Here is a 22,609-nt window from a genome sequence, read left to right on the forward strand (position 1 = left end):
AGGCAGAACGGTCTTATTGGAATTGAGAAATGAAAGCAGCAGCTAAGACAGGAACAGTAAAGAGCAGGATCAAGCGGGGCGACCAGGTCGTCTTCATAGCGGGCAAGGAATACAACCGCTATGACAACGCCGGCAATCGCCAGCCGTACCGCGGCAAGGTCATTGCAGTGGATGCACGCAACGGAAAGGTGAAGGTCGAAGGAGCGATGATGGTGAAACGCCATGTCAAACCCATGCCTCAGCTCAACCGTGAAGGGGGCATCAAAGAGCAGGAAGCCTGGGTGAACATTTCGAATGTCGCTTTGGTCGATCCGGAAACCGGCAAGCCGACTCGCGTTCGTTATGAATTTCGCGACGGTAAGAAGGTACGTGTAGCTAAGAGCGGGTCGGTCATTGAAGCTGCGGGCAGCTACAAGCGAGAGGCAAAGCCGAAGATCGATGACGAAGCTCCGGCAGCAGCCCCGGAGACGGACGAAGAAAAGGATAAATAGGGAATTACGTTTGGAAACGGCTCGGCCGGGTCCCAAACAACAATAGGAGAAGGTCACAAATGGCCAGACTTAGAGAAAAATACAAAAACGAGATCGCACCGGCTCTTGCGAAAGAGTTCGACATCAAGAACCCCATGGCGATCCCAAAGATCGAAAAGATCGTCGTCAACATGGGCTTGGGCGAGGCTTCGGCAAATTCGAAGATCCTTGACGTAGCTACGGAAGAGTTGAAAGCGATAACCGGACAGAAGCCTGTTGTCACAAAAGCGAAGAAGTCGATCGCCGCTTTCAAACTTCGTGAAGGAATGAGCATCGGCACCATGGTCACTCTTCGCGGTGCACGAATGTACGAATTTCTTGACAGGCTCATCTCTGTAGCTCTGCCGCGTGTTCGCGACTTTCGCGGTATCTCGGGTAAGGCGTTCGACGGCCGCGGTAATTACACGCTCGGTATTCGTGAACAGCTGATCTTTCCGGAGATCGATTTTAACAAGGTGGACAAGACGCGAGGAATGAACATCTCGATCGTTACGACCGCCCGCAATGACGAAGAGGCACGTTCGCTTTTGAAGGCAATGGGGATGCCCTTTAGACAGTAAGAAAATGGCAAAGACAAGCAAGATCGTAAAGAACGAAAGGCGTAAAGAAAAAGTCGCTCTCTACCGCGAGCGGCGAGCCGATGCAAAGCGGATCATCAATGATCCCAAATCGACGCCCGAGCAGGTGGACGCGGCCGTGATGAGGCTTCAAAAGATGCCTCGCGATGCGAGCCCGACCAGGGTGCGCAACCGCTGCTCGCAGACGGGACGCCCTCGCGGTTATCTGCGAAAGTTCGGCGTTTCCCGTGTGGCACTTCGCGAGCTGGCTCTGGAGGGCCAGATCCCGGGAGTTGTGAAATCAAGTTGGTAGGAATAGGACACGAACGTCCCATTAATTGACGGAGTTTTTAGAAGATGACAGATCCAATAGCCGATATGCTCACACGCATCCGCAACGCGATAGCCGCGGGGCACCAGCGTGTCGATATCCCGGGCTCGAAGCTGAAGCTCGAGGTCGCCCGCATCCTCAAGGAAGAGGGCTATATCAACAGTTTTTCGACGAAAGGCGAAGGCCCGAAATACCAGATCCGCATCGCATTGCGATACGACACGAAAGGCATTTCGTCCATCACGCACATGTCGCGCGTTTCGCGTCCGGGCCGCCGTGTTTACGTAGGTTCGCAGGAGATCCCGAAGGTGCTCGGCGGTTACGGAATCAATATCGTTTCGACGTCTAAGGGCCTGATGAGCGGCAAGAAAGCGCGTCAAGAACGCATGGGAGGCGAGATACTCGCAGAAGTTTATTAGTCAGGAACGGGTGCTGCGAGTTCGGATCTCTCCGGACACAGGCAACTGACCACTGACCACTGATACAGTTATGTCACGAGTAGGAAAAAAACCTATCACCATCCCGGCGGGTGTCACCGTAAACATCGGTGAATCCGAGATGGAAGTGAAAGGGCCGAAAGGTACGCTGAAGACGCCGATCCCGGCGGGCGTGACCTTTAAACAGGAAGAAGGTACGCTGACCGCCGAAAGGGCTGGCGATGACGTCGCCGCTTTCCACGGCCTGGCACGAGCGTTGGCGAACAACGCGGTCGTCGGTGTGACCGAAGGGTTCACCAAAGACATGGACATTGTAGGCGTCGGTTATAAGGCGGACGTTCAGGGCAAGAAGATCGTTTTCTCGCTCGGATATTCCCATCCGGTCGAATACAGGCTGCCCGACGGTATCGAAGCCAAGGCCGAAAGGGTCAATACAAAGACGTCCATCAACCAGTATCAGACGACCATTACGCTGAGCGGCATCGATAAGCAGAAGCTTGGCCAAGTCGCCGCGGAATTGAACCGTCTGCGCAAGCCCGATGCCTATAAAGGAAAGGGCGTTCGATATGCGGACAAGTATTACAGGCTGAAGCCGGGCAAGACCGGTAAATAGTAGGTCGTGAATCGTAAATAGACAGGTTCTTTTTCACGATTCACGATCCACGAGTGACTAAGAATATGGCACAGAAGAGCAGAGCAGACATCAGAAGAGGTGTTCACAGCCGCATTCGCAAGAAAGTGAAAGGCACGGCTGAGATGCCGCGGCTTGCGGTTTTCCGCAGCCTGAACCACATCTACGCGCAGGTGATCGACGACAAGAGCGGGAAGACGCTCGCGACGGCGTCAACCACCGAAAAGGCCTTCTCGGGCAAGTCCGGCGGCAACGTCGAGGCCGCACGCGAGATCGGCAAGGCAATAGCTGAACGCGCGCAGAAGGCAGGCATCTCGAACGTAGTATTTGACCGCGGCGGATATCTCTATCACGGCCGCGTTAAGGCATTGATCGACGCCTCGAGAGAGGCCGGGCTCAACAAAACGGAAGCTGCTGCCGCGAGCGCAGAATAATGGCAGGTACGATGAATAACAAACAGCGAATTTCACCGAGCGGATTGATACTCAAAGATCAGTTGATCTCGATCAACCGTGTTACAAAGGTCGTCAAGGGCGGTAAGAATCTGTCGTTCGCGGCACTTGTCGTCGTTGGCGATGAGGCCGGACACGTCGGTTTTGGTACCGGCAAAGCGAAAGAAGTGCCGAACGCCATTAAGAAAGCGGTCGAAGCGGCGAAGAATAACCTCATCCGCGTCCCGCTTATCGACGGAACTCTTCCGCATGAGCTGATCGGCGAATACGGAGCAGGCCGCGTTCTGCTGAAGCCGGCGTCTGAAGGAACGGGCGTAATTGCCGGCGGTGCTGTACGTGCAGTGCTGCAGTCTCTCGGCGTTCACAACGTAAGGACCAAGATCCTCGGTTCTAACAACGCTCATAACGTAATTCGAGCTACGTTCAACGGCCTGATGCGTATGAAAGATCCGATCGAGGTCGCACGCCTCCGCGGCAAACAGGTCGACGAATTGGTCTAGAAACGCGGGATTTGGAATTAAGATTATGGCTAAGAAAACTGAAAAGGCCGATGGCCGCCTGACGATACAGTATTACCGCAGCATGATCGGTTATACTAAGGATCAGAAGGCCATTGTAAAGAGCCTCGGCATTACAAAGCTCAATCAGAAGGTCTCGCTGCCGGATTCGCCGGCGACGCGTGGGATCGTGGCGAAGATTCCGCATCTTTTGCGGATCGTGGAATAGTGATCGGTAGATCAAAGGTCAATAGTTATGGCTTTATCATTGAATAATTTACATCCGGCACCGGGCTCGACGCACAAGAAAAAGCGCGTCGGCCGCGGCCCCGGCTCCGGACTCGGCAAGACGTCGGGCCGCGGGCATAAGGGCCAGAAGTCGCGTTCGGGCTACAGCAGCCGTCCCGGTTTTGAGGGCGGACAGATGCCTCTGCAGCGTCGTTTGCCTAAGCGCGGGTTTACCAACATCTTCAAAAAGCAGTGGATCGAGATCAGCCTTGCAAAGATCGACGCCAATTTCAACGCGGGTGATGAGGTCACGCCGGAGATCCTGCATGATCGCGGACTGATCAAAAAGGCAAAACACGATCTGGTGATCCTCGGTAATGGCGACATAACGAAGGCACTGAAGATCTCGTCGCATCGTTTCACGAAAACGGCGAAAGAGAAGATCGAGAAGGCCGGCGGGACTGTAACGGAGATCATTAAAGCAAAGGAAGCGGCAGCGGAATAATTGCGGCCGGTGAACGGCGCAGATCGGCGGGCTCAACGCCTAAGAATCGCCGACAAAGTGCCTGCCACCGAACACTTAGAACTGACCACTGAATTTTATGGAGAAGTTTGTAAGCGCGGTCCAGAATATGTTCCGGGTGCCCGAGTTGCGGAAGAGAATACTCTTCACACTCGGTCTGCTCGCCGTCTATCGCTTCGGGGCCCACATAACGGCGCCCGGCATCAATAGTGCCCAGTTGGAGCGTGTGTGGGGCGAGGTCGCCGGCACGCTGCTCGGGGTTCTCGACCTGTTCTCGGGCGGAAATTTCCGCACTATTTCGGTATTCGCACTCGGCGTGACGCCTTACATAACGGCGTCGATCATCATGCAGCTGATGCCCGTCCTCTCGCCCGCGGTCAAGAAGATCCAGGAAGAGGGCGAGGTCGGCAGGCAGAAACTAAATCAGTACACACGGTATTTCACCGTCATTCTTTGCGCGGTGCAGACGTTCTTCGTAGCGACCTGGCTGAGCCGTAACGCGATCATTCCCGAAACATGGTGGGCTACGGCGATGATCGTCATCACGCTTACCACAGGAACAGTATTCGTGATGTGGCTCGGTGAGCAGATCACTGAACGCGGCGTCGGAAACGGGATCTCGCTGCTTATCTTTTCGGGTATCGTCATCGGCTTGCCGAGCGGCGTGATGCAGGTGACTGAACGCGTTCGTGCGGGTGATCCGATGCAGACGCTCGGCGTTATCTTCCTCGTTGCGGTGATGGTCGCTTTGATCGCTCTCATCGTTTATGTGGAATCTGCCAGGCGGCATATCGCGATCAGCTATGCGAGCCGCCGCGTCGGCAATCAGACCTTCCGGGGACAGGAAACGACCCTCCCGCTGAAGATCAATATGGGCGGTGTCATACCCGTCATCTTTGCTTCGTCAGTATTGGCGATGCCGCAGACGCTGTTCTCGGCGTTTCCGCCGGATCCAAACGACACGACGACGACCTGGGCGAAGGTCTATGCTTTCTTCCAGCAGTTTCACGGCGGCGATCCGTATTACGAATTCGTCTTTATCTCGCTTATCGTGCTGTTCACGTTCTTTTACATCACCATCATCTTCAATACCGATGATGTGGCTGACAATCTGAGGAAGCACGGCGGATTCATCGCCGGTATAAGGCCGGGTGCTCCGACGGCGGAATACCTCAGCACGATATTGACGCGGCTGACCGCGGTCGGTGCTCTGTATCTTGCGTTCGTTGCATTCGCCCCGCAGCTTTTGCTTAGCGGTTTCAGGGTCGCACGGCTGCCTTTCATCGGAACGGGATTGGATAACTTCCTTACCGCGACGCCGGGTTTGAGCTGGATACCGACCGGGCTCGGTTACCAGTTCTTCTTTGGCGGTACGAGCCTGCTCATTCTGGTCGGTGTGGCGATGGACCTCGTTTCACAGATAGAGGCCCAACTGGTAATGCGTAATTACGAAGGATTTTTGGGATCGGGTTCGCGGCTTCGCGGACGGCGGAGTTAGTTCGTTTTTACCACAGAGAACACAGAGCACACAGAGTGGGTTTCTTCATTCTCTGTGAACTCTGTGTTCTCTGTGGTTAAGTTCTTTATGGAAAAGATCATTGTATTGATCGGTGCTCCGGGAGCGGGCAAAGGAACGCAGGCGAGGTTGCTCGAAGAACGCCGCGGCATTCCGCAGATCTCGACGGGAGATATGTTTCGCGAGATGAAGACGCTTGATACGCCGCTGGCAAGAGAAGTGCAGGAGATAATGGCGTCAGGAAAGCTTATCTCGGATGACATCACCTATCGCATCGTTCGCGAACGCACTTCGAAAGATGATACGCAAGGCAGTTACGTCCTCGACGGTTATCCGCGGACAGCGGTGCAGGCGGAACAGCTCGAAGAACTCGCAAAAGAGCAAGACAAAGAGATCGTCGCCATCGAAGTTGACGTACCGAGTGACGAGTTGATGAAACGCCTGGCGGGCCGGCGAAGCTGCCCGGAGTGCGGTGAGATCTATAATATTTATTCGAAGCCGCCAAAGGCTGAAGGCGTATGCGATGAACATCCGCAAACGCCGCTCTTGCATCGGGCGGACGATACTGAAGAAAAGGTCGCTGTCAGGCTTGCGACCTATGACGAGCAGACGAAGCCGCTGCTCGACTATTATGCAAATTCGGGCCGGCTGAAAAAGATCGACGGAACGGGCGAGATCGAAGATATCTACACTGAGCTTCTAGGCGTTTTATCGTAAAGGAATACTCTGTGAACTCAGTGTTCTCTGTGGTAAGTTCGTTTTTTCGCAAGAATATGATCATCGCGAAATCTGCAAAAGACTTGGACAAAATGCGAGAGGTCGGCGAGCTCATCGCGGGAGTACGCGAAGCTTTGCGTTCAATGGTCGAACCGGGCATCTCGACGATGGAGCTGAACAACGCCGCCGAAAAAATGATGCGTGACGCCGGTGCGATACCGACCTTCATCGGATACCACGGCTTCCCATACGCTATATGCGCGTCAGTTAATGATGAGATAGTGCACGGTTTTTCGAAGACAACGCCGCTGAAAGAGGGCGATATTTTGTCGATAGATATGGCCGCGACCTACAACGGTTTTATCGGCGATACAGCGACGACCATTCCCGTGGGAAAGATAACGGACGAATTGAAGCAACTGATCCGTGTCACGGAAGAATGCCTGCATTTCGGTATTCAGGCCGCCCGTGTCGGCAATCGGATCGGCGACATCGGTTGGGCAGTGCAGCAGCACGCGGAAAAATTCGGCTACGGGATCGTTCGCGACTATACGGGCCACGGCATCGGCAGACAGATGCACGAGGCTCCGCAAATACCAAACTACGGCCGGCCCGGCACAAAAGAGAAGATCCGTGCGGGTTATTGTTTTGCTATCGAGCCGATGCTGAACATGGGTACTCATGAGACCCGTACGCTTAGCGATAAATGGACCGTCGTTACGGTTGATGGACTGCCTTCGGCCCACGCAGAACATACGATTGCGGTGACTGAGGACGGGCCGGAAATATTGACGTTGACGCGGGAACAGAAACAGCAGCTTCGTTCGGGTGCATCGGTGGGGGCATAACTGCGTTTCTGCACTTGAAAAGTTGCTGTCCAAACGGTAATATTTGAAGTTTGCCCAACTATTCAGTGAGTTGGCAGTGCTTGGACGCCTCAAATTGAGGCAATTTATAGGCTGGTGAAATGAAATGAAAGTACGTCCTTCAGTAAAAAAGATGTGCGATAAGTGCAAGGTGATACACCGCAGGGGCGTAGTGCGCGTCATTTGCGAGAACCCTAAGCATAAACAAAGACAAGGTTAAAATTACGAGTTATGGCACGTGTAGCAGGTGTTGACCTACCGCCCAACAAGAGGGCACAGATCGGGATGACCTACATCTATGGTGTTGGCAAATCACGCGCGACCGCGATATTGAACGAGGTCGGTGTTGATATTCACACGAAGATCCGAGATATCAGCGAAGACGATCTGAACAAGATCCGTACGCTGCTCGACCAACAGGGCGAGATCGAGGGTGACCTTCGCAAGCGTATCCAGATGGACATCAAGCGCCTAATGGACATTTCGTGTCACAGAGGGCTGCGTCACCGCAGGAGCCTGCCGGTACGCGGTCAGAGGACGCATACGAACGCGCGTACACGCAAGGGACCGAGGAAAGCTGCGGTCGCTAAGAAGAAGGCACCGGGCAAGAAATAGCGGCCGGTTGTCTGTTGTCGGTTTTCAGCAAAAACAATATGCTGCCGGTAACTGACAACTGACGACTGACAACAGATTACTGATATGGCAAAAGCTGCAGCAAAAGGGAAAAAGACCTTCAAGAAGAAAGAGAAAAAGAACATACCTCAAGGTATCGTTCATATTTCGGCTTCCTTTAATAATACGCTCATCTCGATCACCGACACGCAGGGCAACCTCGTGGCTCAGTGCTCTTCGGGTGCACGCGGTTTCCGCGGTTCGCGTAAAGGAACGCCGTTCGCCGCACAGCAGGCAGCGGCCGATGTTGCCAGAAAGGCACAGGACGCCGGCATGCGTGAGGTCGAAGTTCGGGTGAAAGGGCCGGGCGGCGGACGCGAGTCAGCGATCCGGGCGATCAATCAGGCGGGCATTCGCGTCACATCGATACGCGACACCACGCCGATCCCGCACAATGGCTGCAGGCCGCCGAAACGCAGGCGTGTTTGATGTTTTTAGTTTGATCTAAAGGACGAAGGGGAACATAAGGTTTCCCGTAAACTTTTTCTCAGAAAGCCCATGCTTTCTGTTGAAGGCAGAAATAAATTATGGCTAGATATAGAGATGCCGTCTGCCGGCTATGCCGGAGAGAAGGCGCAAAGTTGTTTTTAAAAGGTGACCGCTGCTACCGTTCGTCGTGTGCGATCGAAAAACGCGGCACTAACCCGCCGGGACAGCACGGTGCTGCCCGAAGAAAGATGCTTGCCGGCTACGGCGAACAGCTTCGTGAGAAGCAGAAAGTAAAACGCATCTATTTCATCCTCGAAAAGCAGTTCAGGAATTACTTCGAAAAAGCCCGACGCCAGAAAGGCGTTACGGGCGAGAATCTGCTTTTCATGCTTGAACGCCGCTTGGATAACGTAGTGTACCGTTCGGGCTTTTCTACCTCGCGTCGTCAGGCTCGCCAGCTTGTGAATCACGGGCACATCACGGTCAACGGCCGCAAGGTGGATATTCCTTCGTTTCAGGTCAAGCAGGGCGACGTGGTTGCGGTGAAGGGCCGTACGGTCAAGAACGTTCACGTTGACGGAGCATGGGCGACATCGACAGGACGCGGACGCCCGCAGTGGCTTTCTGCCGAAGGCAAAGAGATGGCCGTTACCGTTTCGGGCCTGCCGCGGCGTGAGGACATCGACAGCAACATCAACGAGCAGTTGATCGTTGAGCTTTACAGTAAGTAATTGATCAAGTTGCAGGGCGGCGAAGTTTCGGAGTTGCCGGTTTCGCCGCACCATCAACAGGCAGCTCACGGACAAAGAACATATGTCACAAAATAGCAATTGGTCAGGATTTCAAATGCCGAGCCGGCTCAACGTGGACAGCGAAACGCTGACGCCCACGTACGGCAAATTCTATGCTTCGCCTTTCGAGCGCGGCTTTGGCACGACGGTCGGCAATTCGATTCGCAGAGCTCTGCTCTCGTCGATCGAAGGCGCCGCGATCACGGCTGTAAAGATCGAGGGCGTCGAGCACGAATTTTCATCGATCAAGGGCGTCGTCGAGGATGCGACCGACGTTATACTCAACCTCAAGCAGGTGCCGTTCAAATTGCACGGCCAGGGACCGAAGACCCTATACATCAATAAGAAAGGAGCCGGAGCGGTGCTCAGCGGCGACATAGAAACCGACGGCGACGTTGAGGTGCTTGACGGCGACGTCCACATCGCAACGCTCGGCCAGGGCGGGTCGCTCGTGGTCGAGATGAGGCTCAAGAAAGGCCGCGGCTACGTGTCGGCGGAGAACAACCTTGATGAGGATCTTTCGGTCGGATACATTCCGCTTGATTCGGTGCATTCGCCGATCAAAAAGGTCAACTACACCGTCGATAAAACGCGTTCGGGCTCGAACACGGAACTTGACAAGCTCACTCTCGAAGTTTGGACCGACGGTTCTGTCAAACCTGAAGATTCTATCGGCCTTGCCGCGAAACTGGTCAAGGATCATATGTCGATCTTCATCAATTTCGAGGAAGAGGAAGAAGAATACAAGTACGAGGACATCGCTCGTCCGCCTCTGATGCGGAACGACCTGCTCGACAAATCGGTTGACGAACTCGAGCTTTCTGTCCGTTCGTATAATTGCCTGAAGAACGCGGACATCCGTTCGATCCGCGACCTGATCCGACGCAGCGAAAAGGAAATGCTCGGAACAAAGAATTTCGGCAAGAAATCGCTGACCGAGATCAAGGATATGCTTCACGGCATGGGGCTTGATTTCGGGATGGACTTTGACGAGAACGGAAACCCGATCCCGGGAACGGGCGGAAGAGATCTGGATTAATTAGTCAGGGGAATCAGGGGAGTCCGGAAAGTCTTGAAAGACTTTTTTGACTTTCCGGACTTCCGAGACTTCCTAGACTGTTATGAGACACAGGAAAGCACATCGCAAACTCGGCAGGACGACCGAGCACCGCATTTCGATGCTTCGCAATATGGCGACATCGCTTATCAATGCGGAAAATGAATACATCGTTACGACCGTAGCAAAGGCCAAAGAACTGCGTCCTTTCGTAGAGAAAGTTATTACGCTGGCACGCCACGCTGCACAGTTGGACGGCGATGCGGACGCTGCAAAGGCCGTTCACCTGCGTCGTCAGGCGTCGAAATTCTTCCACGCCGGTAACCGCAGCTTTAAGGCGGAACAGAGCCGATTTCGAGGTAAAAAGGGCGAGGCCAAAGATACGATCGAGCGAACTGCCGGTGTTAAGGCGGTTCAGAGGCTTTTCAATGACCTCGGCTTGCGCTATAAAGACCGTAACGGCGGTTACACCCGCATCATCCGTCTCGGCCGCCGCAGCGGCGACAATGCCGAAATGGCGGTGATCGAACTGGTCGATAACCCGCGAGAGGCCGCAGCGAACGGATAGTCGAAAACCTCCCGGAGGCTTGTCACTATGAGCGACATCACAGCTTCTGCAAAAGCGATGGAAGACGAAACCACGGTCGAAAAGAAACACGACAACGGCAAAAAGGGGAAGCACAGTGCTGACGCTTCGTTCAACATGGACGAACTGCGCGAGCTTGCTGACCTCGTAATTGACCGCGGATTCACGGATTTTGAGTTTGAGAATGAGAATATCCGCGTTCGCCTGAGCCGAATGACCCACGCTCCTGCCGTAGTGCATCACGCGGCTCCGGCTCCACCGCCTGCAGCAGCACCTGCTCCGGCGGCCCCTGCAGCTGAGGCCGCACCCGCAGCGGATGAGGACGAAGGGCTGCACAAGATAGTTTCGCCCATTGTCGGCACGTTCTATCGTGCTCCCGGTCCGGACAAAGATCCATTTGTAAAAGAAGGTTCTCAAGTCGGCCCGACAACGACCGTGTGCATTGTCGAGGCGATGAAGCTAATGAACGAGATCGAGGCGGAGGTTTCGGGCGAGATCGTTAAGATATACGTCGAGAACGGCCAGCCTGTCGAATACGGCCAGCCGCTCTTCGCAGTTAAAAAATAAGATATTTCAGCCACGAATAACACGAATAGCACGAATTACCGGAACTTCTCTTATTCGTGAAATGTGTGTAATTCGTGGCTAGGTTTTTATGAGGGAAATTCGCAAAATTCTGATAGCGAACCGCGGCGAGATCGCCTGCCGGATTATGTGGACGTGTAAGGAGATGGGCATAAAGACCGTCGCCGTCCATTCCGAGGCTGACCGCGAAGCTCTTCATGTCAGATTTGCGGACGAGGCAATTTGCATAGGCGGAGCACCGTCGGCTGAAAGCTATCTGAATATTCCTGCCATCATCAGTGCCGCCGAGATAACGAACGTTGACGCTATTCATCCCGGTTACGGCTTCTTGGCGGAATCCGCGACGTTTGCCGAGATATGCGGCGACTGCAATATCAAGTTCATCGGCCCGCGTCCCGAAGTAATCGCCATGATGGGCGACAAGGTCGAGGCTCGGCGAACGATGACGGCGGCCGGTGTTCCTATTTTGCCGGGCAGTCCCGACCCTATTGAGTCGCCTGAAGAAGCAAAGGAACTTGTTCGGAAGATCGGCTTTCCCGTGATCATCAAGGCTGCTGCCGGCGGCGGCGGCCGCGGAATGCGGATCGTCCGCAGCGAAAAAGAGCTCGAAACCAACCTGGAAACCGCACAGGCCGAGGCTCTTGCAGCGTTCAAGAACGGTGCTGTCTATATCGAGCGATACATCGAACGGCCGCGGCACATTGAGATACAGGTTTTGGCCGATGAGCACGGCAACTGCGTTCACCTCGGCGAACGCGAATGCACCATCCAGCGTCGTCATCAGAAGCTGCTTGAGGAAGCTCCGTCTCCGGCGATATCGGCCGAACTCCGCGAGCAGATGGGTGCCGTCGCGGTAAAGGCTTGTAAAGAGATAGGTTACTCAAGTGCGGGAACGTTCGAGTTCCTGCTGGACGAGGACGGAAGTTTCTATTTCATGGAAATGAACACCCGCATCCAGGTCGAGCATCCCGTCACGGAAATGGTCACGCTTGCCGACATCGTCCGCAATCAGATAATGATCGCCACAGGCGAGAATACGGGCTATACGCAAGAAGAGGTTGTGATCACAGGGCATTCGATCGAATGCCGCATCAACGCTGAAGATCCGAAGAAATTCACTCCGAGCCCGGGCCGCATTACGGCGTTCAACATCCCGGGCGGCCCCGGCGTTCGCGTGGACACGGCGGTCTATCCGGGCTACATCGTGCCGCCGTATTACGATTCAATGATCGCAAAATTGATCGTCCATGCACGCACGCGTGAATTTGCGATCGCGAGGATGAAGCGGGCGTTGGAGATGATGGTCATCGAGGGCATCAAAACGACCATTCCGCTGCACATCAAGATAATGGAAGACGAGCGTTTCAAACGCGGCGATTTCTCGACCAAATTCATGGAAGAGTTCGAATACGAGGTTGATTAAATGCTTCGTTTAATTGATAATTATCGTTTGTTCGTGAATTAAATTTCGAACAATTTTTCGCGGTTACCGTGTTTGTACACGGAGTTACTGCGAGCAATAGGAGAGGCTGATTTTAATAGCGTTAACATATGTCAACAGCAACTGAAGTAAAGCAGGAGATCGTTACGGATTTCCGTACGCATGATTCGGACACCGGTTCGTCGCAGGTGCAGATCGCTCTGCTCACGCGTCGTATCGTGGACCTTACCGAGCATTTCAAGATACACAAGAAAGATAACAACTCGAGGCGAGGACTATTGAAATTGGTCTCGCGCAGAAGGAAGCTTTTGGATTATCTCAAACGTGAGAATATTAACGAGTATCACGAGATCATCAAGAAACTCGGACTGAGAAGGTAGTAAAGTGAAAGCGTGAGAAGGTGCAAAGGTAAAAAAGTCACTTCATTTTCACCCTTACGCTTTTCCACATTTTACATTTTGACCGGCCGCTTCGGGCCGTTAGGAAAATAGGATCTTCGCGAAGAATTTCACGGCAGGCTGCTGAACGTGACAGCAAGAAAAGCCGCCGTGCGAATGAGGATCATCGTCAACTTAGGACGTACAGGGACGAAAGAGGGCTTCACGGTCAGCTCCTTTCGTCCCTTTTTGTTAATAGAAAGCAATGGGAAAAAAATACTTGAAAGAGTCAATTAAATTTGGCAGCAAGGACCTTACGGTTGAAACCGGCAAGGTCGCAAAACAGGCCGACGGTTCGGTCGTAATTCGCTACGGAGACACGATGCTGCTCGTAGCCGCAGTCAGTTCAAAAACAGCCAGGGAAGGGCTTGATTTCTTTCCGCTCACGGTCGAATACCGTGAAAACACATTTTCTGCGGGCCGCATTCCGGGCAATTATTTCCGCCGTGAAGGCCGCCCGAGCGAAAAGGAAGTGCTTACGTGCCGACTGATCGACAGGCCGGTTCGTCCGCTGTTTGCTGACGGCTATCGTTTTGAAACGCAGATCGTGGCATCGGTAATTTCAGCGGACATGGACAACGACCCGGACGTGATCGCCCTGACGGGTGCGTCATGTGCTCTGTATCTCTCGGATATTCCGTTCAACGACCCTATCGCGGGTGTCCGCATCGGTCTGATCGACGGGAAATACCTGATCAATCCGACTTACGACGAGAGGCGTGAATCGATGCTCAATCTTGTTGTCGCAGGAACGGAAGAGGCCATTTGCATGGTCGAGTGCGAGGCGAAAGAGGTCGAAGAGAACATCATGGTCGAGGCCCTGATGCTTGCACACCGCGAGATCAAGCGCCTGTGCCTGTGGCAGAAAGAGTTGTTCAAGGCTCTCGATATCAAGAAACGTGAGTTCGAGCCTGCCGCCATCGACGAGACAATACTCGCAGAGGTCGAGAAGAATTTCACAGACAAACTGCGAGCGGCACTCGATTCGACGGGTCGCGAAAAGATCGAGGTCTATGCCGGCATCGATGCTCTCAAGAAAGAGGTAGTTGATAGCTATCCCGAGGACGCTCCTGAAAAACGTGCTATGGCCGGCAAAGCCTTTGGCCATTTGAAGGAAAAGATCTTCCGCGACGACATGCTGATGAACAAGCGCCGTCCAGACGGACGAAGATTCTCAGAGATCCGTCCTATCTCTTGCGAGGTCGGCTGGCTGCCGCGAGTGCACGGCTCGGCATTGTTCACACGCGGCGAGACGCAGGCGATGGTCACCGCGACTCTCGGCACAAAGGTTGACGGGCAGTTCATGGATGATCTGGAAAAAGGCACGATCGACCGCAAGTTCATGCTGCATTACAATTTTCCGCCGTATTCGGTCGGCGAAACGGGGCGTTTCGGCTCGACCTCGCGACGCGAGATCGGCCACGGAAATCTGGCACGCCGTGCCATCGAACCGGTTTTGCCGGACGAGGCGGATTTTCCTTACACGCTTCGGATCGTTTCCGACATTACGGAATCGAACGGATCGTCGTCAATGGCGACGGTTTGCGGCGGTATCCTTAGCCTGATGGATGCAGGAGTTCCTATTAAGAAACCGGTTGCGGGTGTTGCGATGGGGCTGGTGATGGAGGGCAACCGCTACGCTATTCTCTCGGACATCGCCGGTGCCGAAGACCATTACGGCGATATGGATTTCAAGGTGACCGGAACTGCCGACGGCATCACTGCCCTGCAAATGGACATCAAGATCAGCGGCATCAACGCGACGATACTCCAGGAAGCATTAGAGCAGGCGAAGAAAGGCCGGCTGCATATCCTCGATAAAATGAAGGAAGCGATAGCGGAACCGCGAGAAGATATTTCACAATATGCTCCCCGTATCATTACACTCAAGATCAATCCGGAGAAGATCCGCGACGTTATCGGCAAAGGCGGTTCGGTAATTCGAGCATTGACCGAAGAGACCGGAGCCAAGATCGATATCGAGGACGACGGAACCGTGATGATCGCGACGAACGATGGAGCCGCTGCTGAAGAAGCTATCGCCCGCATCAAGGCGATCACGGCTGAGGCGGAGGTTGGGGAGACATATCTCGGCACCGTTTCGCGAATTGTTGATTTCGGAGCATTCGTCGAGATCATTCCGGGCCTCGACGGCCTGCTGCATATTTCTGAGATATCCGATCGCCGCGTAAAGGACGTCCGCGATGAACTCAAGGAAGGTCAGCAGATCCTCGTGAAATGTATCGGCAAGGAAGGCAATAAGGTCAAACTTTCCCGCAAGGCGATAATTGCTGAAGAAAAGGCCAAGAACGGGGGCGACGAAGAGCAGGAATAGCCCCCACGAAATTCGGAAAATGTTACCGGTTACCACTATCTAGTGGTAGCCGGTTTTTTTAATTGCATAGGCATGGACGGGCATGAACGGTTTTTGAAAAAAAAGCAGAATTTTTCTGGAGAACGTCTGATATTGGACATTTCTTTGCGAAGATTTTAGAAAAATCACGTTTTTGGGGTGATTTTCGCGGGAAACAGTAGTTTCCCAAGTGCATTTTGCCCGGAAATTTGTTAATTTCCCTGTCATAGCCCCAAAAATTCGATTCGACAGTTGAGTGCCAATTGACTGCGAAACGCGTGAGCTTTCGCCGTAACAAACCGTTCATTCGGGGTACGAACAATGAAGAATATGAATTTCAGGGTGTTATTGTCTGCGGTCTGCGTAATGTCGGTCCTCGCGGGCTTTTCGCGTATCGAGGCCGGACCGGTCAGGTTCGACCAGGTGATACAGATCGTCAACGCTCGTCCGGGCAAAGCGGACAGTGTGAACTTCACACGGCTGCGTATAGCGGACGGCTCAATGGTCGCCGTTATCGACGACGATGACGACAAGAAAAAGGCAAAGCAGCAGGACGACCGCGTCATCACGGAAACGCGGACCGAGATAGTCGAAGACAACGTTTGCGACTGCGAGGAAGCAGAGGTCATCAAACGCGGTTTTCCGAAGTGGACCTTGCTCGGGTTGGCGGCGATCCCTATCGCGGCAATTCTGATTACGCGGAAAAAAGATACTCCGACGCCGACACAGACCCCGCCGACCACGCCGACGCCTACACCACAGGTGACGCCGACGCCGACGCCCGGAATCACCCCGACGCCTACACCGACGCCCGGCATGACGCCGACGCCTACACCGACGCCCGGCATGACGCCGACGCCAACGCCAACGCCGCAGGTGACGCCGACGCCGACGCCGGGTATAACGCCGACGCCGACCCCGACTCCTAAGGTGACGCCAACACCAACGCCGGGCATAACGCCAACGCCGACTCCGCAGGTGACGCCGACTCCGACGCCGCCCAAATCACCGACGCCGACGCCGCCGCCGGTAACGCCGTCACCGACACCGCCGGAGCCGATCCCTGAACCGGTAACCATTTTGCTCTTCGGTACCGGCTTGGCCTCTATCGGGTTTGCGGCACGCCGCAGGTTCGGCAGAAAGAAAGATATCGCTGAAGACGATACGGAAGAATAGTGTGATCTGATCCGGCCGGGGCACTTAGTGTGTCCCGGTCGGGAATTTGCCCGGTTTTTAAGAGAGTGCCATAATACCGGCGTAACGCCGGAACAATTTGAGGGAAGTACGATGCGTACATTTTTAAACAGAACGATCGCAGTTTTGGTGGTAGCCTTGGTGGCCGGATCTTTTGCCGCATACGGCAATGGAAAGGACAGGAAGATCCCTAAAGATCTCGGCATGCTGACGGTGCAGACGACGCCGGCGGCGTATCCTGTCAAGATTGATGGAGTTTACAAAGGAATGAGTGGTGTGACGACACCGGCGGAATTTCTGCTGACGCCGGGATTCCACACGCTTGAGATCGAAGGGCCAAACGGCAAGACCTTTACGAAAGAGGTCGAGATCCGCAGACAATCTAAGCACTGTATCTGCATAAAGATCGTCGAAGAGACCATCACGAAAGCGTGTCCGTACCGGTTCTATCTTGAAGGGCCCGACCGCATCAGCGAAGGCGACCTCGTCACCTTTGCTGCGATCAACTCCGGAACGGCACAGATCCCGCTGAGATACGCGTGGACGGTCTCGCCCGGAACTGCACGCGTGACAAGCGGACTCGGTACGCCGACGATCACTATCGATTCTCGCGGGTTGGGCGGACAAACCATCAATGCCTCGCTCGATGTGAACGACGATGTTTACGACAACCGCTGCCGCCAGGTCATCTCGGTGCCGACGTTCGTTTCACGCCTCCCTGATCCTGAGCCGCCGAAACCATTCCGCTGCGACGAATTTGAGGCCCGTGCGGCAGATGAGGACAAGGCGCGTTTTGACAACTGCGTCATCCAGGCCCAGAACATCCCTGATGCTCAGCTTTATGTCATCATCTATCCGGGTACGGACCGTGCCAGCACGACGCGAAATACCTACGAAAGGCTTTCGCAAAGGGCACTGGATTACATGGTAAAAACGCGGCGTTTCGACCCGCGGCGGATCCAGATCGTCCGCGGCAGCCCAAGGACGAAATCCAGCTACGAAGTGTGGATCGTTCCGCCGGGTGCATCGCTCCCCGTAGTTCGCTAACAGATGGAACTTGTGATCATTCTTAAGGGACGGCTTCGGCCGTCCTTTTTCTTATTTCAGCATTCGTTGTAACATCTTAAGTTCATAATTATGGCCGCACCTAATATAGAAACGATCGTCTCTCTCTCGAAACGCCGAGGTTTTGTCTACCCTGCATCGGATATTTACGGCGGGCTGGGCTCGTCCTGGGATTACGGGCCGCTCGGAGTAGAGCTGGCGAACAATATCAAGAAAAGCTGGTGGAATTGGGCCGTCTATGAACGTGATGATATCGAGGGGCTTGATTCGTCGATCATTCTAAATCGGCTGGTATGGAAATATTCAGGGCATGAGACCACGTTCTCGGATCCGCTGGTCGATTGCCGCGACTGCAAAACACGGCTCCGCGAGGACAAGCTCGACAGAAACGACGAGGGGAAGCCGGTCTGCTCTAACTGCGGCTCGACAAATTTGACCGAATCGCGAGCGTTTAACCTGATGTTCCGCACGACAGTCGGTGCAGCATCGGCTGATGACGACCCGACCGCGCTGGCGTATCTGCGGCCAGAGACAGCGCAGGGCATTTTTATCAATTTCAAGAATGTGCTCGACACGTCGCGCCGAAAGCTGCCTTTCGGTATTGCACAGATCGGCAAGGCATTTCGCAACGAAGTGACGCCAGGCAATTTTATCTTCCGCACGCGTGAGTTCGAACAGATGGAGATAGAGTATTTCTGCCGTCCCGAGGACGCACCGCGTGTACATCAGGAGTGGATCGACGGTTTTGACGCTTGGCTCGCGTCGCTAGGCATTTCAAACTCGAACCTGAAACATTACGAGCAGACAAAAGAGGAGCTTGCACATTACAGCGAGCGGACGGTCGATATTCTCTACCGCTTTTTCCCCGAACGCGAGGATGAGGCGAAGCAATGGGACGAGCTGATGGGCATCGCGAACCGCACGGATTATGACCTTCGCGTGCATTCGAAGAAGCCGGAGGACTCAGAAGGGAATCGGCTGAATCCTGATTCGACCGAAGACCTTTCCTATTTCGATCCGCAGACGAACGAGCGGTTTTATCCGTACATCATCGAGCCTTCTACCGGCGTGAACCGCACGCTGCTTGCCGTGATGATGGACGCCTACACCGAGCGGACGAACGACAAAGGCGAGACACGCGTCATTCTAAAGCTCAAACCGGAAATGGCTCCGATCAAGGTCGCGGTGCTGCCGCTCGCGAAAAACAAGCCCGAGATCGTCGAGATGGCGCGGAAGATAAAGAAGGACCTGCAGCCCTCAATGCGTGCCGTTTACGACGACACCGGCGGCATCGGCAAGCTCTACGCCCGCCAGGACGAGATCGGCACGCCGTTCTGCGTCACCGTCGATCACGAATCGCTCGAGGACAACGCCGTCACCGTCCGCGACCGCGACACGTGGGACCAGGAACGGGTTTCAACTAGCAATCTGACTGAATACTTATCGCAACGTTTGAAGTAGTAAATGAAAAGACTAATTGAATGCGTGCCGAATTTTAGCGAAGGGCGGGACATGGCCGTGATAAAGCAGATCACGGAAGTGATCGAGCGGGTCGAGGGCGTTAAGCTGCTCGACGTCGATCCCGGAGCGACGACGAACCGGACGGTGGTGACGTTTGTCGGCGAGCCTGATGCGGTTGTCGAGGCGGCGTTTCAGGCCGTGAAAAAGGCTCAGGAACTGATCGACATGCGGCGGCACAAGGGCGATCATCCGCGTTTTGGTGCGACGGACGTTTGTCCGCTGGTGCCGGTATCTGGCATTTCGATGGAAGAGACAGCGGAGTACGCCCGGCGGCTCGGTGAACGCATCGGCAACGAGCTCAGCATTCCGATCTATCTTTACGAAAATGCCGCGACGAGCGATGTCCGGCGAAACCTTGCGAACTGCCGCGACGGCGAATACGAGGCTCTGAAAGACCGCATTTCTTCGGCGGAATGGAAGCCCGACTTTGGTCCGAAGGAGTTCACCGAAAGCGTCGCCCGCTCTGGTGCGACGGCGGTGGGTGCCCGTGAATTTCTGATCGCGGTAAATTTCAATCTGAATACCACATCGACACGGCGGGCGAATGCGATTGCGTTCGACGTGCGTGAAAAGGGAAGGCCCAAACGCGAAGGCCATCCGATCACGGGCAAGCCGATATTGGACCAGAACGGCGAGCCTGTGATGCTGCCGGGAACGCTGAAAGGCACTAAGGCCATCGGCTGGTTCATAGAAGAATACGGCATCGCGCAGGTTTCGATGAATATCACGAATCTGTCACAGACGCCGCTGCACGTCGCGTTTGACGAGGTCTGCGACAAAGCTGCTGCACGCGGAGTCCGCGTGACCGGCATGGAGATCGTCGGGCTCGTGCCAAAGTCGGCGATCATCGATGCGGGTGAGCATTATCTGCGCAAACAGAGCCGCTCGCTTGGCGTTACGGAAGCTGAAAAGGTGAAGATCGCGATCCGCTCGCTCGGCCTTTCGGGCCTGAAACCATGGAATCCACAAGAGAAGATCATCGAATACGTGCTCACTGCGGACGAGAAGAAGGCCAGTCTCGTCGATATGACGTGCCGCGGTTTCGCGGACGAGACCGCGTCAGAATCGCCGGCTCCGGGCGGCGGCTCGATATCGGCATATTTGGGTGCACTCGGTGCGGCGTTGGCGGCAATGGTCGCAAATTTGTCATCGCACAAAGCAGGTTGGGATGAGCGTTGGGAAGAATTCTCTGACTGGGCGGTCAAGGCTCAGGAAATCAAAGACGATCTGCTGTTCCTCGTTGACGAGGACACGAATTCCTTTAATCGCGTGATGGATGCATTCGGTTTGCCAAAAGGAACGGACGAAGAAAAGGCCGCACGTACCGCCGCTATCCAAGATGCTACAAAATACGCGACCGAAGTGCCGTTCCGAACGATGCAGCGTTCCTTCGATTCGTTTGAAGTTATAAAAGCGATGGCGGAGCAGGGAAATCCGAACTCTGCCTCCGACGCAGGAGTCGGTGCGTTGTGTGCTAGGTCGGCGGTGATGGGAGCTTATCTGAACGTGAAGATAAACGCCGCGGAACTGAAGGACCGCGAGTTTGCCGAAGATCTGCTCGCACGCGGTGCCGAGATCGAACGTCAGTCAATTGAACGAGAGGCCGAAATTCTCGCGATCGTCAATGCGAAGATCTAGCTTCCAAAGCCGATAGAGACCGCCACCGACAGCACAATGAGACCAACGACGAATAGAAGCAGCTGCAGCGGCAGCACCCAGCGTGCCCAGTTTGTCCACGGGATGTTCGCAAGCGCCAGGCTGCCCATCAGAACTGGACTCGTCGGGATGATCATATTCGTAAATCCGTCGCCCATCTGAAATGCGAGAACGGCGGTCTGCCGTGTTACGCCGACCAGATCTGATAAGGGTGCCATCAGCGGCATGGTCAACGCGGCCTGTCCGCTGCCCGAAGGCACAAAGAAATTGATGAAGGTCTGTCCGGCGAACATCACCATCGCGGCGGTCGCGGATGTTGTGCCTTCGAGCACGGTGGCCATCGCGTAGAGAACAGTATCGATCACCTGTCCGTCCTGAAGGACGACAAGAATGCCGCGTGCGAGGCCGATGATAACACCGGTCACTGCGAGTTGGCGGACGCCTTCGGAAAATGCCGTTGCCGTGCCGTTCGCACCCAAACCGCCTACAATGCCCATCAACAGTCCGACACCGATGAACAGAGCCGAGATCTCGACGATATACCAGCCTTGTCCGCCTTGCTCCGGCGGCAAAACGCCCCAAACCAGAAGTGCCAGCCCAACGAAAAAGATCGCCAGGACGGTCTTTTGCCGGCCGGTGAAAGTAGTGTCGTCATTGTCCAGATGGAGTCCCTCGCTGCGTCTTCGCTGATCCGCCTCGAACATGCGGCTGCGTTCAGGGTCTTTTAAAACGCGATGGCCGTACCACATGACGAATGCGATCGCGATCGCCGTGATGACCGCCCAAAGAACGACGCGAAATCCGGCTCCTGAAAACAGCGGTACTCCGGCAATGCCCTGAGCGACGCCGACGGTGAACGGATTGAAGAACGCCGCCGCGAAGCCTGCCATCGATCCAATTATTGGAATTGCTGCACCTGTGATCGAATCGTAGCCGAGGGCGAGAGCAAGCGGGACGAAGATGAGGACGAACGGAACTATCTCTTCTGACATGCCGAAAACCGCACCGCCCAGTGAGAATATAGCCATGAAAAGTGGCACCATCAGAAAACTCAATGACTTTGACCGCCGCGAAGCCTGTACAAGCCGTCGAAGCCCCGCATCGACCGCGCCGGTCTGCTGCAAGATCGAAAACGCACCTCCGACCAGAAATACGAATGCTATGACCTGGACCACATCCTTGTCCGTAATGCCGAGGATCGGTGCTTTCAGGATCATTCCGGCTGAATGTAACAGCGATGGGATGAAACCTTTGTGTTCGAGTTCTACAACCTGATAGGTGCCGGGAATTACGACCTCGCGTTTCCCTACGCCCTGGACGTCCATTTCGGAGCGTTCATACGCACCGGCCGGAATGATCCATGTCATAACAGCCGCAAAGACAATGATGGCAAAGACGATGAGAGCCGTATCAGGCGACTTGAATCTGGATACAACGGTATTTTCTTCAGCGGTTTCAGCCATAAAAATGAGGTGTCTAAGATTTTAGGCGATAGTAAGCGCCGGGCCGCGCGGTGTCAAGACCACAGTGTTCGATA

27 protein-coding genes are annotated in these 22,609 nt (G+C 54.6%); 26 read left to right on the forward strand and 1 reads right to left on the reverse strand.

The window, feature by feature from the left end; genetic code table 11:
- Positions 1–29 precede the first annotated feature (29 nt).
- The 26 genes from rplX (at position 30) to ftcD (ending at position 21,054) form a co-directional block, all read left to right on the forward strand.
- Positions 30–491, forward strand: coding sequence for a 50S ribosomal protein L24 (gene rplX / locus IPM50_14305; GenBank protein ID QQS32806.1), 462 nt, complete (start codon positions 30–32; stop codon positions 489–491).
- 59 nt (positions 492–550) lie between these two features.
- Entirely contained in the window at positions 551–1,090 is a 540-nt protein-coding gene (gene rplE, locus IPM50_14310) for a 50S ribosomal protein L5 (protein QQS32807.1), read from the forward strand.
- 4 nt (positions 1,091–1,094) lie between these two features.
- Complete coding sequence (rpsN, locus tag IPM50_14315) at positions 1,095–1,400, forward strand: 30S ribosomal protein S14 (GenBank protein ID QQS32808.1); 306 nt, start codon at positions 1,095–1,097, stop codon at positions 1,398–1,400.
- A 44-nt stretch (positions 1,401–1,444) separates the two neighbouring features.
- The gene (gene rpsH / locus IPM50_14320) at positions 1,445–1,837 is read left to right on the forward strand and encodes a 30S ribosomal protein S8 (GenBank protein QQS32809.1); all 393 of its coding nucleotides are present in this window, start codon (positions 1,445–1,447) and stop codon (positions 1,835–1,837) included.
- 70 nt (positions 1,838–1,907) lie between these two features.
- A complete protein-coding gene (rplF, locus tag IPM50_14325) occupies positions 1,908–2,468 on the forward strand; it encodes a 50S ribosomal protein L6 (protein QQS32810.1) in 561 nt (186 codons plus the stop codon).
- 65 nt (positions 2,469–2,533) lie between these two features.
- Positions 2,534–2,920, forward strand: coding sequence for a 50S ribosomal protein L18 (gene rplR / locus IPM50_14330; protein QQS32811.1), 387 nt, complete (start codon positions 2,534–2,536; stop codon positions 2,918–2,920).
- 11 nt (positions 2,921–2,931) lie between these two features.
- Positions 2,932–3,438, forward strand: coding sequence for a 30S ribosomal protein S5 (rpsE, locus tag IPM50_14335; GenBank protein QQS34540.1), 507 nt, complete (start codon positions 2,932–2,934; stop codon positions 3,436–3,438).
- Positions 3,439–3,463: 25 nt separating this feature from the next.
- Positions 3,464–3,664: a 50S ribosomal protein L30 gene (gene rpmD, locus IPM50_14340; GenBank protein QQS32812.1), complete on the forward strand. Its 201-nt coding sequence runs from the start codon at positions 3,464–3,466 to the stop codon at positions 3,662–3,664.
- A gap of 27 nt (positions 3,665–3,691) precedes the next feature.
- Positions 3,692–4,168, forward strand: a complete 477-nt coding sequence (rplO, locus tag IPM50_14345; GenBank protein QQS32813.1) for a 50S ribosomal protein L15 — start codon at positions 3,692–3,694, stop codon at positions 4,166–4,168.
- 97 nt (positions 4,169–4,265) lie between these two features.
- Positions 4,266–5,684: a preprotein translocase subunit SecY gene (gene secY / locus IPM50_14350; protein ID QQS32814.1), complete on the forward strand. Its 1,419-nt coding sequence runs from the start codon at positions 4,266–4,268 to the stop codon at positions 5,682–5,684.
- 87 nt (positions 5,685–5,771) lie between these two features.
- Complete coding sequence (locus tag IPM50_14355; protein QQS32815.1) at positions 5,772–6,419, forward strand: adenylate kinase; 648 nt, start codon at positions 5,772–5,774, stop codon at positions 6,417–6,419.
- A gap of 56 nt (positions 6,420–6,475) precedes the next feature.
- A complete protein-coding gene (gene map / locus IPM50_14360; GenBank protein QQS32816.1) occupies positions 6,476–7,267 on the forward strand; it encodes a type I methionyl aminopeptidase in 792 nt (263 codons plus the stop codon).
- A gap of 124 nt (positions 7,268–7,391) precedes the next feature.
- Entirely contained in the window at positions 7,392–7,505 is a 114-nt protein-coding gene (rpmJ, locus tag IPM50_14365; GenBank protein ID QQS32817.1) for a 50S ribosomal protein L36, read from the forward strand.
- An 11-nt stretch (positions 7,506–7,516) separates the two neighbouring features.
- Positions 7,517–7,900 (forward strand): 30S ribosomal protein S13, encoded by a 384-nt coding sequence (rpsM, locus tag IPM50_14370; GenBank protein QQS32818.1) that lies wholly within the window; start codon positions 7,517–7,519, stop codon positions 7,898–7,900.
- 84 nt (positions 7,901–7,984) lie between these two features.
- On the forward strand, positions 7,985–8,386 hold the full coding sequence (rpsK, locus tag IPM50_14375) for a 30S ribosomal protein S11 (protein ID QQS32819.1): 402 nt from the start codon (positions 7,985–7,987) through the stop codon (positions 8,384–8,386).
- Positions 8,387–8,484: 98 nt separating this feature from the next.
- A complete protein-coding gene (gene rpsD, locus IPM50_14380) occupies positions 8,485–9,117 on the forward strand; it encodes a 30S ribosomal protein S4 (GenBank protein ID QQS32820.1) in 633 nt (210 codons plus the stop codon).
- An 82-nt stretch (positions 9,118–9,199) separates the two neighbouring features.
- Positions 9,200–10,216 (forward strand): DNA-directed RNA polymerase subunit alpha, encoded by a 1,017-nt coding sequence (locus tag IPM50_14385; GenBank protein QQS32821.1) that lies wholly within the window; start codon positions 9,200–9,202, stop codon positions 10,214–10,216.
- An 82-nt stretch (positions 10,217–10,298) separates the two neighbouring features.
- Complete coding sequence (rplQ, locus tag IPM50_14390) at positions 10,299–10,802, forward strand: 50S ribosomal protein L17 (protein QQS32822.1); 504 nt, start codon at positions 10,299–10,301, stop codon at positions 10,800–10,802.
- A gap of 135 nt (positions 10,803–10,937) precedes the next feature.
- Complete coding sequence (accB, locus tag IPM50_14395) at positions 10,938–11,387, forward strand: acetyl-CoA carboxylase biotin carboxyl carrier protein (GenBank protein ID QQS34541.1); 450 nt, start codon at positions 10,938–10,940, stop codon at positions 11,385–11,387.
- Between the two features lie 88 nt (positions 11,388–11,475).
- Positions 11,476–12,828, forward strand: a complete 1,353-nt coding sequence (gene accC / locus IPM50_14400) for an acetyl-CoA carboxylase biotin carboxylase subunit (protein QQS32823.1) — start codon at positions 11,476–11,478, stop codon at positions 12,826–12,828.
- Positions 12,829–12,956: 128 nt separating this feature from the next.
- Positions 12,957–13,226 carry a 30S ribosomal protein S15 gene (gene rpsO, locus IPM50_14405; protein QQS32824.1) on the forward strand — a complete coding sequence of 90 codons (270 nt, stop codon included), beginning with the start codon at positions 12,957–12,959 and terminating at the stop codon, positions 13,224–13,226.
- Positions 13,227–13,488: 262 nt separating this feature from the next.
- Complete coding sequence (gene pnp, locus IPM50_14410; protein ID QQS32825.1) at positions 13,489–15,618, forward strand: polyribonucleotide nucleotidyltransferase; 2,130 nt, start codon at positions 13,489–13,491, stop codon at positions 15,616–15,618.
- A 339-nt stretch (positions 15,619–15,957) separates the two neighbouring features.
- Positions 15,958–16,812 (forward strand): PEP-CTERM sorting domain-containing protein, encoded by an 855-nt coding sequence (locus IPM50_14415; GenBank protein QQS32826.1) that lies wholly within the window; start codon positions 15,958–15,960, stop codon positions 16,810–16,812.
- Between the two features lie 111 nt (positions 16,813–16,923).
- Positions 16,924–17,877, forward strand: a complete 954-nt coding sequence (locus IPM50_14420) for a PEGA domain-containing protein (GenBank protein ID QQS32827.1) — start codon at positions 16,924–16,926, stop codon at positions 17,875–17,877.
- Between the two features lie 90 nt (positions 17,878–17,967).
- Positions 17,968–19,356, forward strand: a complete 1,389-nt coding sequence (locus tag IPM50_14425; GenBank protein QQS32828.1) for a glycine--tRNA ligase — start codon at positions 17,968–17,970, stop codon at positions 19,354–19,356.
- Positions 19,357–19,359: 3 nt separating this feature from the next.
- Positions 19,360–21,054, forward strand: coding sequence for a glutamate formimidoyltransferase (ftcD, locus tag IPM50_14430; GenBank protein QQS32829.1), 1,695 nt, complete (start codon positions 19,360–19,362; stop codon positions 21,052–21,054).
- On the opposite strand, the gene yfcC is transcribed toward ftcD, so the two are convergent.
- A complete protein-coding gene (gene yfcC / locus IPM50_14435; GenBank protein ID QQS32830.1) occupies positions 21,051–22,535 on the reverse strand; it encodes a putative basic amino acid antiporter YfcC in 1,485 nt (494 codons plus the stop codon). The genes ftcD and yfcC overlap by 4 nt on opposite strands.
- Positions 22,536–22,609 lie beyond the last annotated feature (74 nt).

It is taken from the genome of Acidobacteriota bacterium (genome assembly GCA_016700075.1).
Taxonomy (GTDB): domain Bacteria; phylum Acidobacteriota; class Blastocatellia; order Pyrinomonadales; family Pyrinomonadaceae; genus OLB17.

Excerpts from the sequence above, each read along its gene's own strand:
- IPM50_14415 (QQS32826.1), top strand. The coding sequence starts at position 15,958 with ATGAAGAATATGAATTTCAGGGTGTTATTGTCTGCGGTCTGCGTAATG.
- accB (QQS34541.1), top strand. The coding sequence starts at position 10,938 with ATGGACGAACTGCGCGAGCTTGCTGACCTCGTAATTGACCGCGGATTC.
- rplO (QQS32813.1), top strand. The coding sequence starts at position 3,692 with ATGGCTTTATCATTGAATAATTTACATCCGGCACCGGGCTCGACGCAC.
- rpsM (QQS32818.1), top strand. The coding sequence starts at position 7,517 with ATGGCACGTGTAGCAGGTGTTGACCTACCGCCCAACAAGAGGGCACAG.
- IPM50_14425 (QQS32828.1), top strand. The coding sequence starts at position 17,968 with ATGGCCGCACCTAATATAGAAACGATCGTCTCTCTCTCGAAACGCCGA.
- rplQ (QQS32822.1), top strand. The coding sequence starts at position 10,299 with ATGAGACACAGGAAAGCACATCGCAAACTCGGCAGGACGACCGAGCAC.
- rpsO (QQS32824.1), top strand. The coding sequence starts at position 12,957 with ATGTCAACAGCAACTGAAGTAAAGCAGGAGATCGTTACGGATTTCCGT.
- rplX (QQS32806.1), top strand. The coding sequence starts at position 30 with ATGAAAGCAGCAGCTAAGACAGGAACAGTAAAGAGCAGGATCAAGCGG.
- IPM50_14420 (QQS32827.1), top strand. The coding sequence starts at position 16,924 with ATGCGTACATTTTTAAACAGAACGATCGCAGTTTTGGTGGTAGCCTTG.
- IPM50_14355 (QQS32815.1), top strand. The coding sequence starts at position 5,772 with ATGGAAAAGATCATTGTATTGATCGGTGCTCCGGGAGCGGGCAAAGGA.
- accC (QQS32823.1), top strand. The coding sequence starts at position 11,476 with ATGAGGGAAATTCGCAAAATTCTGATAGCGAACCGCGGCGAGATCGCC.
- IPM50_14385 (QQS32821.1), top strand. The coding sequence starts at position 9,200 with ATGTCACAAAATAGCAATTGGTCAGGATTTCAAATGCCGAGCCGGCTC.
- rplF (QQS32810.1), top strand. The coding sequence starts at position 1,908 with ATGTCACGAGTAGGAAAAAAACCTATCACCATCCCGGCGGGTGTCACC.
- rpsD (QQS32820.1), top strand. The coding sequence starts at position 8,485 with ATGGCTAGATATAGAGATGCCGTCTGCCGGCTATGCCGGAGAGAAGGC.
- rplR (QQS32811.1), top strand. The coding sequence starts at position 2,534 with ATGGCACAGAAGAGCAGAGCAGACATCAGAAGAGGTGTTCACAGCCGC.
- rpmD (QQS32812.1), top strand. The coding sequence starts at position 3,464 with ATGGCTAAGAAAACTGAAAAGGCCGATGGCCGCCTGACGATACAGTAT.
- rpmJ (QQS32817.1), top strand. The coding sequence starts at position 7,392 with ATGAAAGTACGTCCTTCAGTAAAAAAGATGTGCGATAAGTGCAAGGTG.
- rplE (QQS32807.1), top strand. The coding sequence starts at position 551 with ATGGCCAGACTTAGAGAAAAATACAAAAACGAGATCGCACCGGCTCTT.
- map (QQS32816.1), top strand. The coding sequence starts at position 6,476 with ATGATCATCGCGAAATCTGCAAAAGACTTGGACAAAATGCGAGAGGTC.
- secY (QQS32814.1), top strand. The coding sequence starts at position 4,266 with ATGGAGAAGTTTGTAAGCGCGGTCCAGAATATGTTCCGGGTGCCCGAG.
- rpsH (QQS32809.1), top strand. The coding sequence starts at position 1,445 with ATGACAGATCCAATAGCCGATATGCTCACACGCATCCGCAACGCGATA.
- rpsN (QQS32808.1), top strand. The coding sequence starts at position 1,095 with ATGGCAAAGACAAGCAAGATCGTAAAGAACGAAAGGCGTAAAGAAAAA.
- rpsE (QQS34540.1), top strand. The coding sequence starts at position 2,932 with ATGAATAACAAACAGCGAATTTCACCGAGCGGATTGATACTCAAAGAT.
- pnp (QQS32825.1), top strand. The coding sequence starts at position 13,489 with ATGGGAAAAAAATACTTGAAAGAGTCAATTAAATTTGGCAGCAAGGAC.
- ftcD (QQS32829.1), top strand. The coding sequence starts at position 19,360 with ATGAAAAGACTAATTGAATGCGTGCCGAATTTTAGCGAAGGGCGGGAC.
- rpsK (QQS32819.1), top strand. The coding sequence starts at position 7,985 with ATGGCAAAAGCTGCAGCAAAAGGGAAAAAGACCTTCAAGAAGAAAGAG.
- yfcC (QQS32830.1), bottom strand. The coding sequence starts at position 22,535 with ATGGCTGAAACCGCTGAAGAAAATACCGTTGTATCCAGATTCAAGTCG.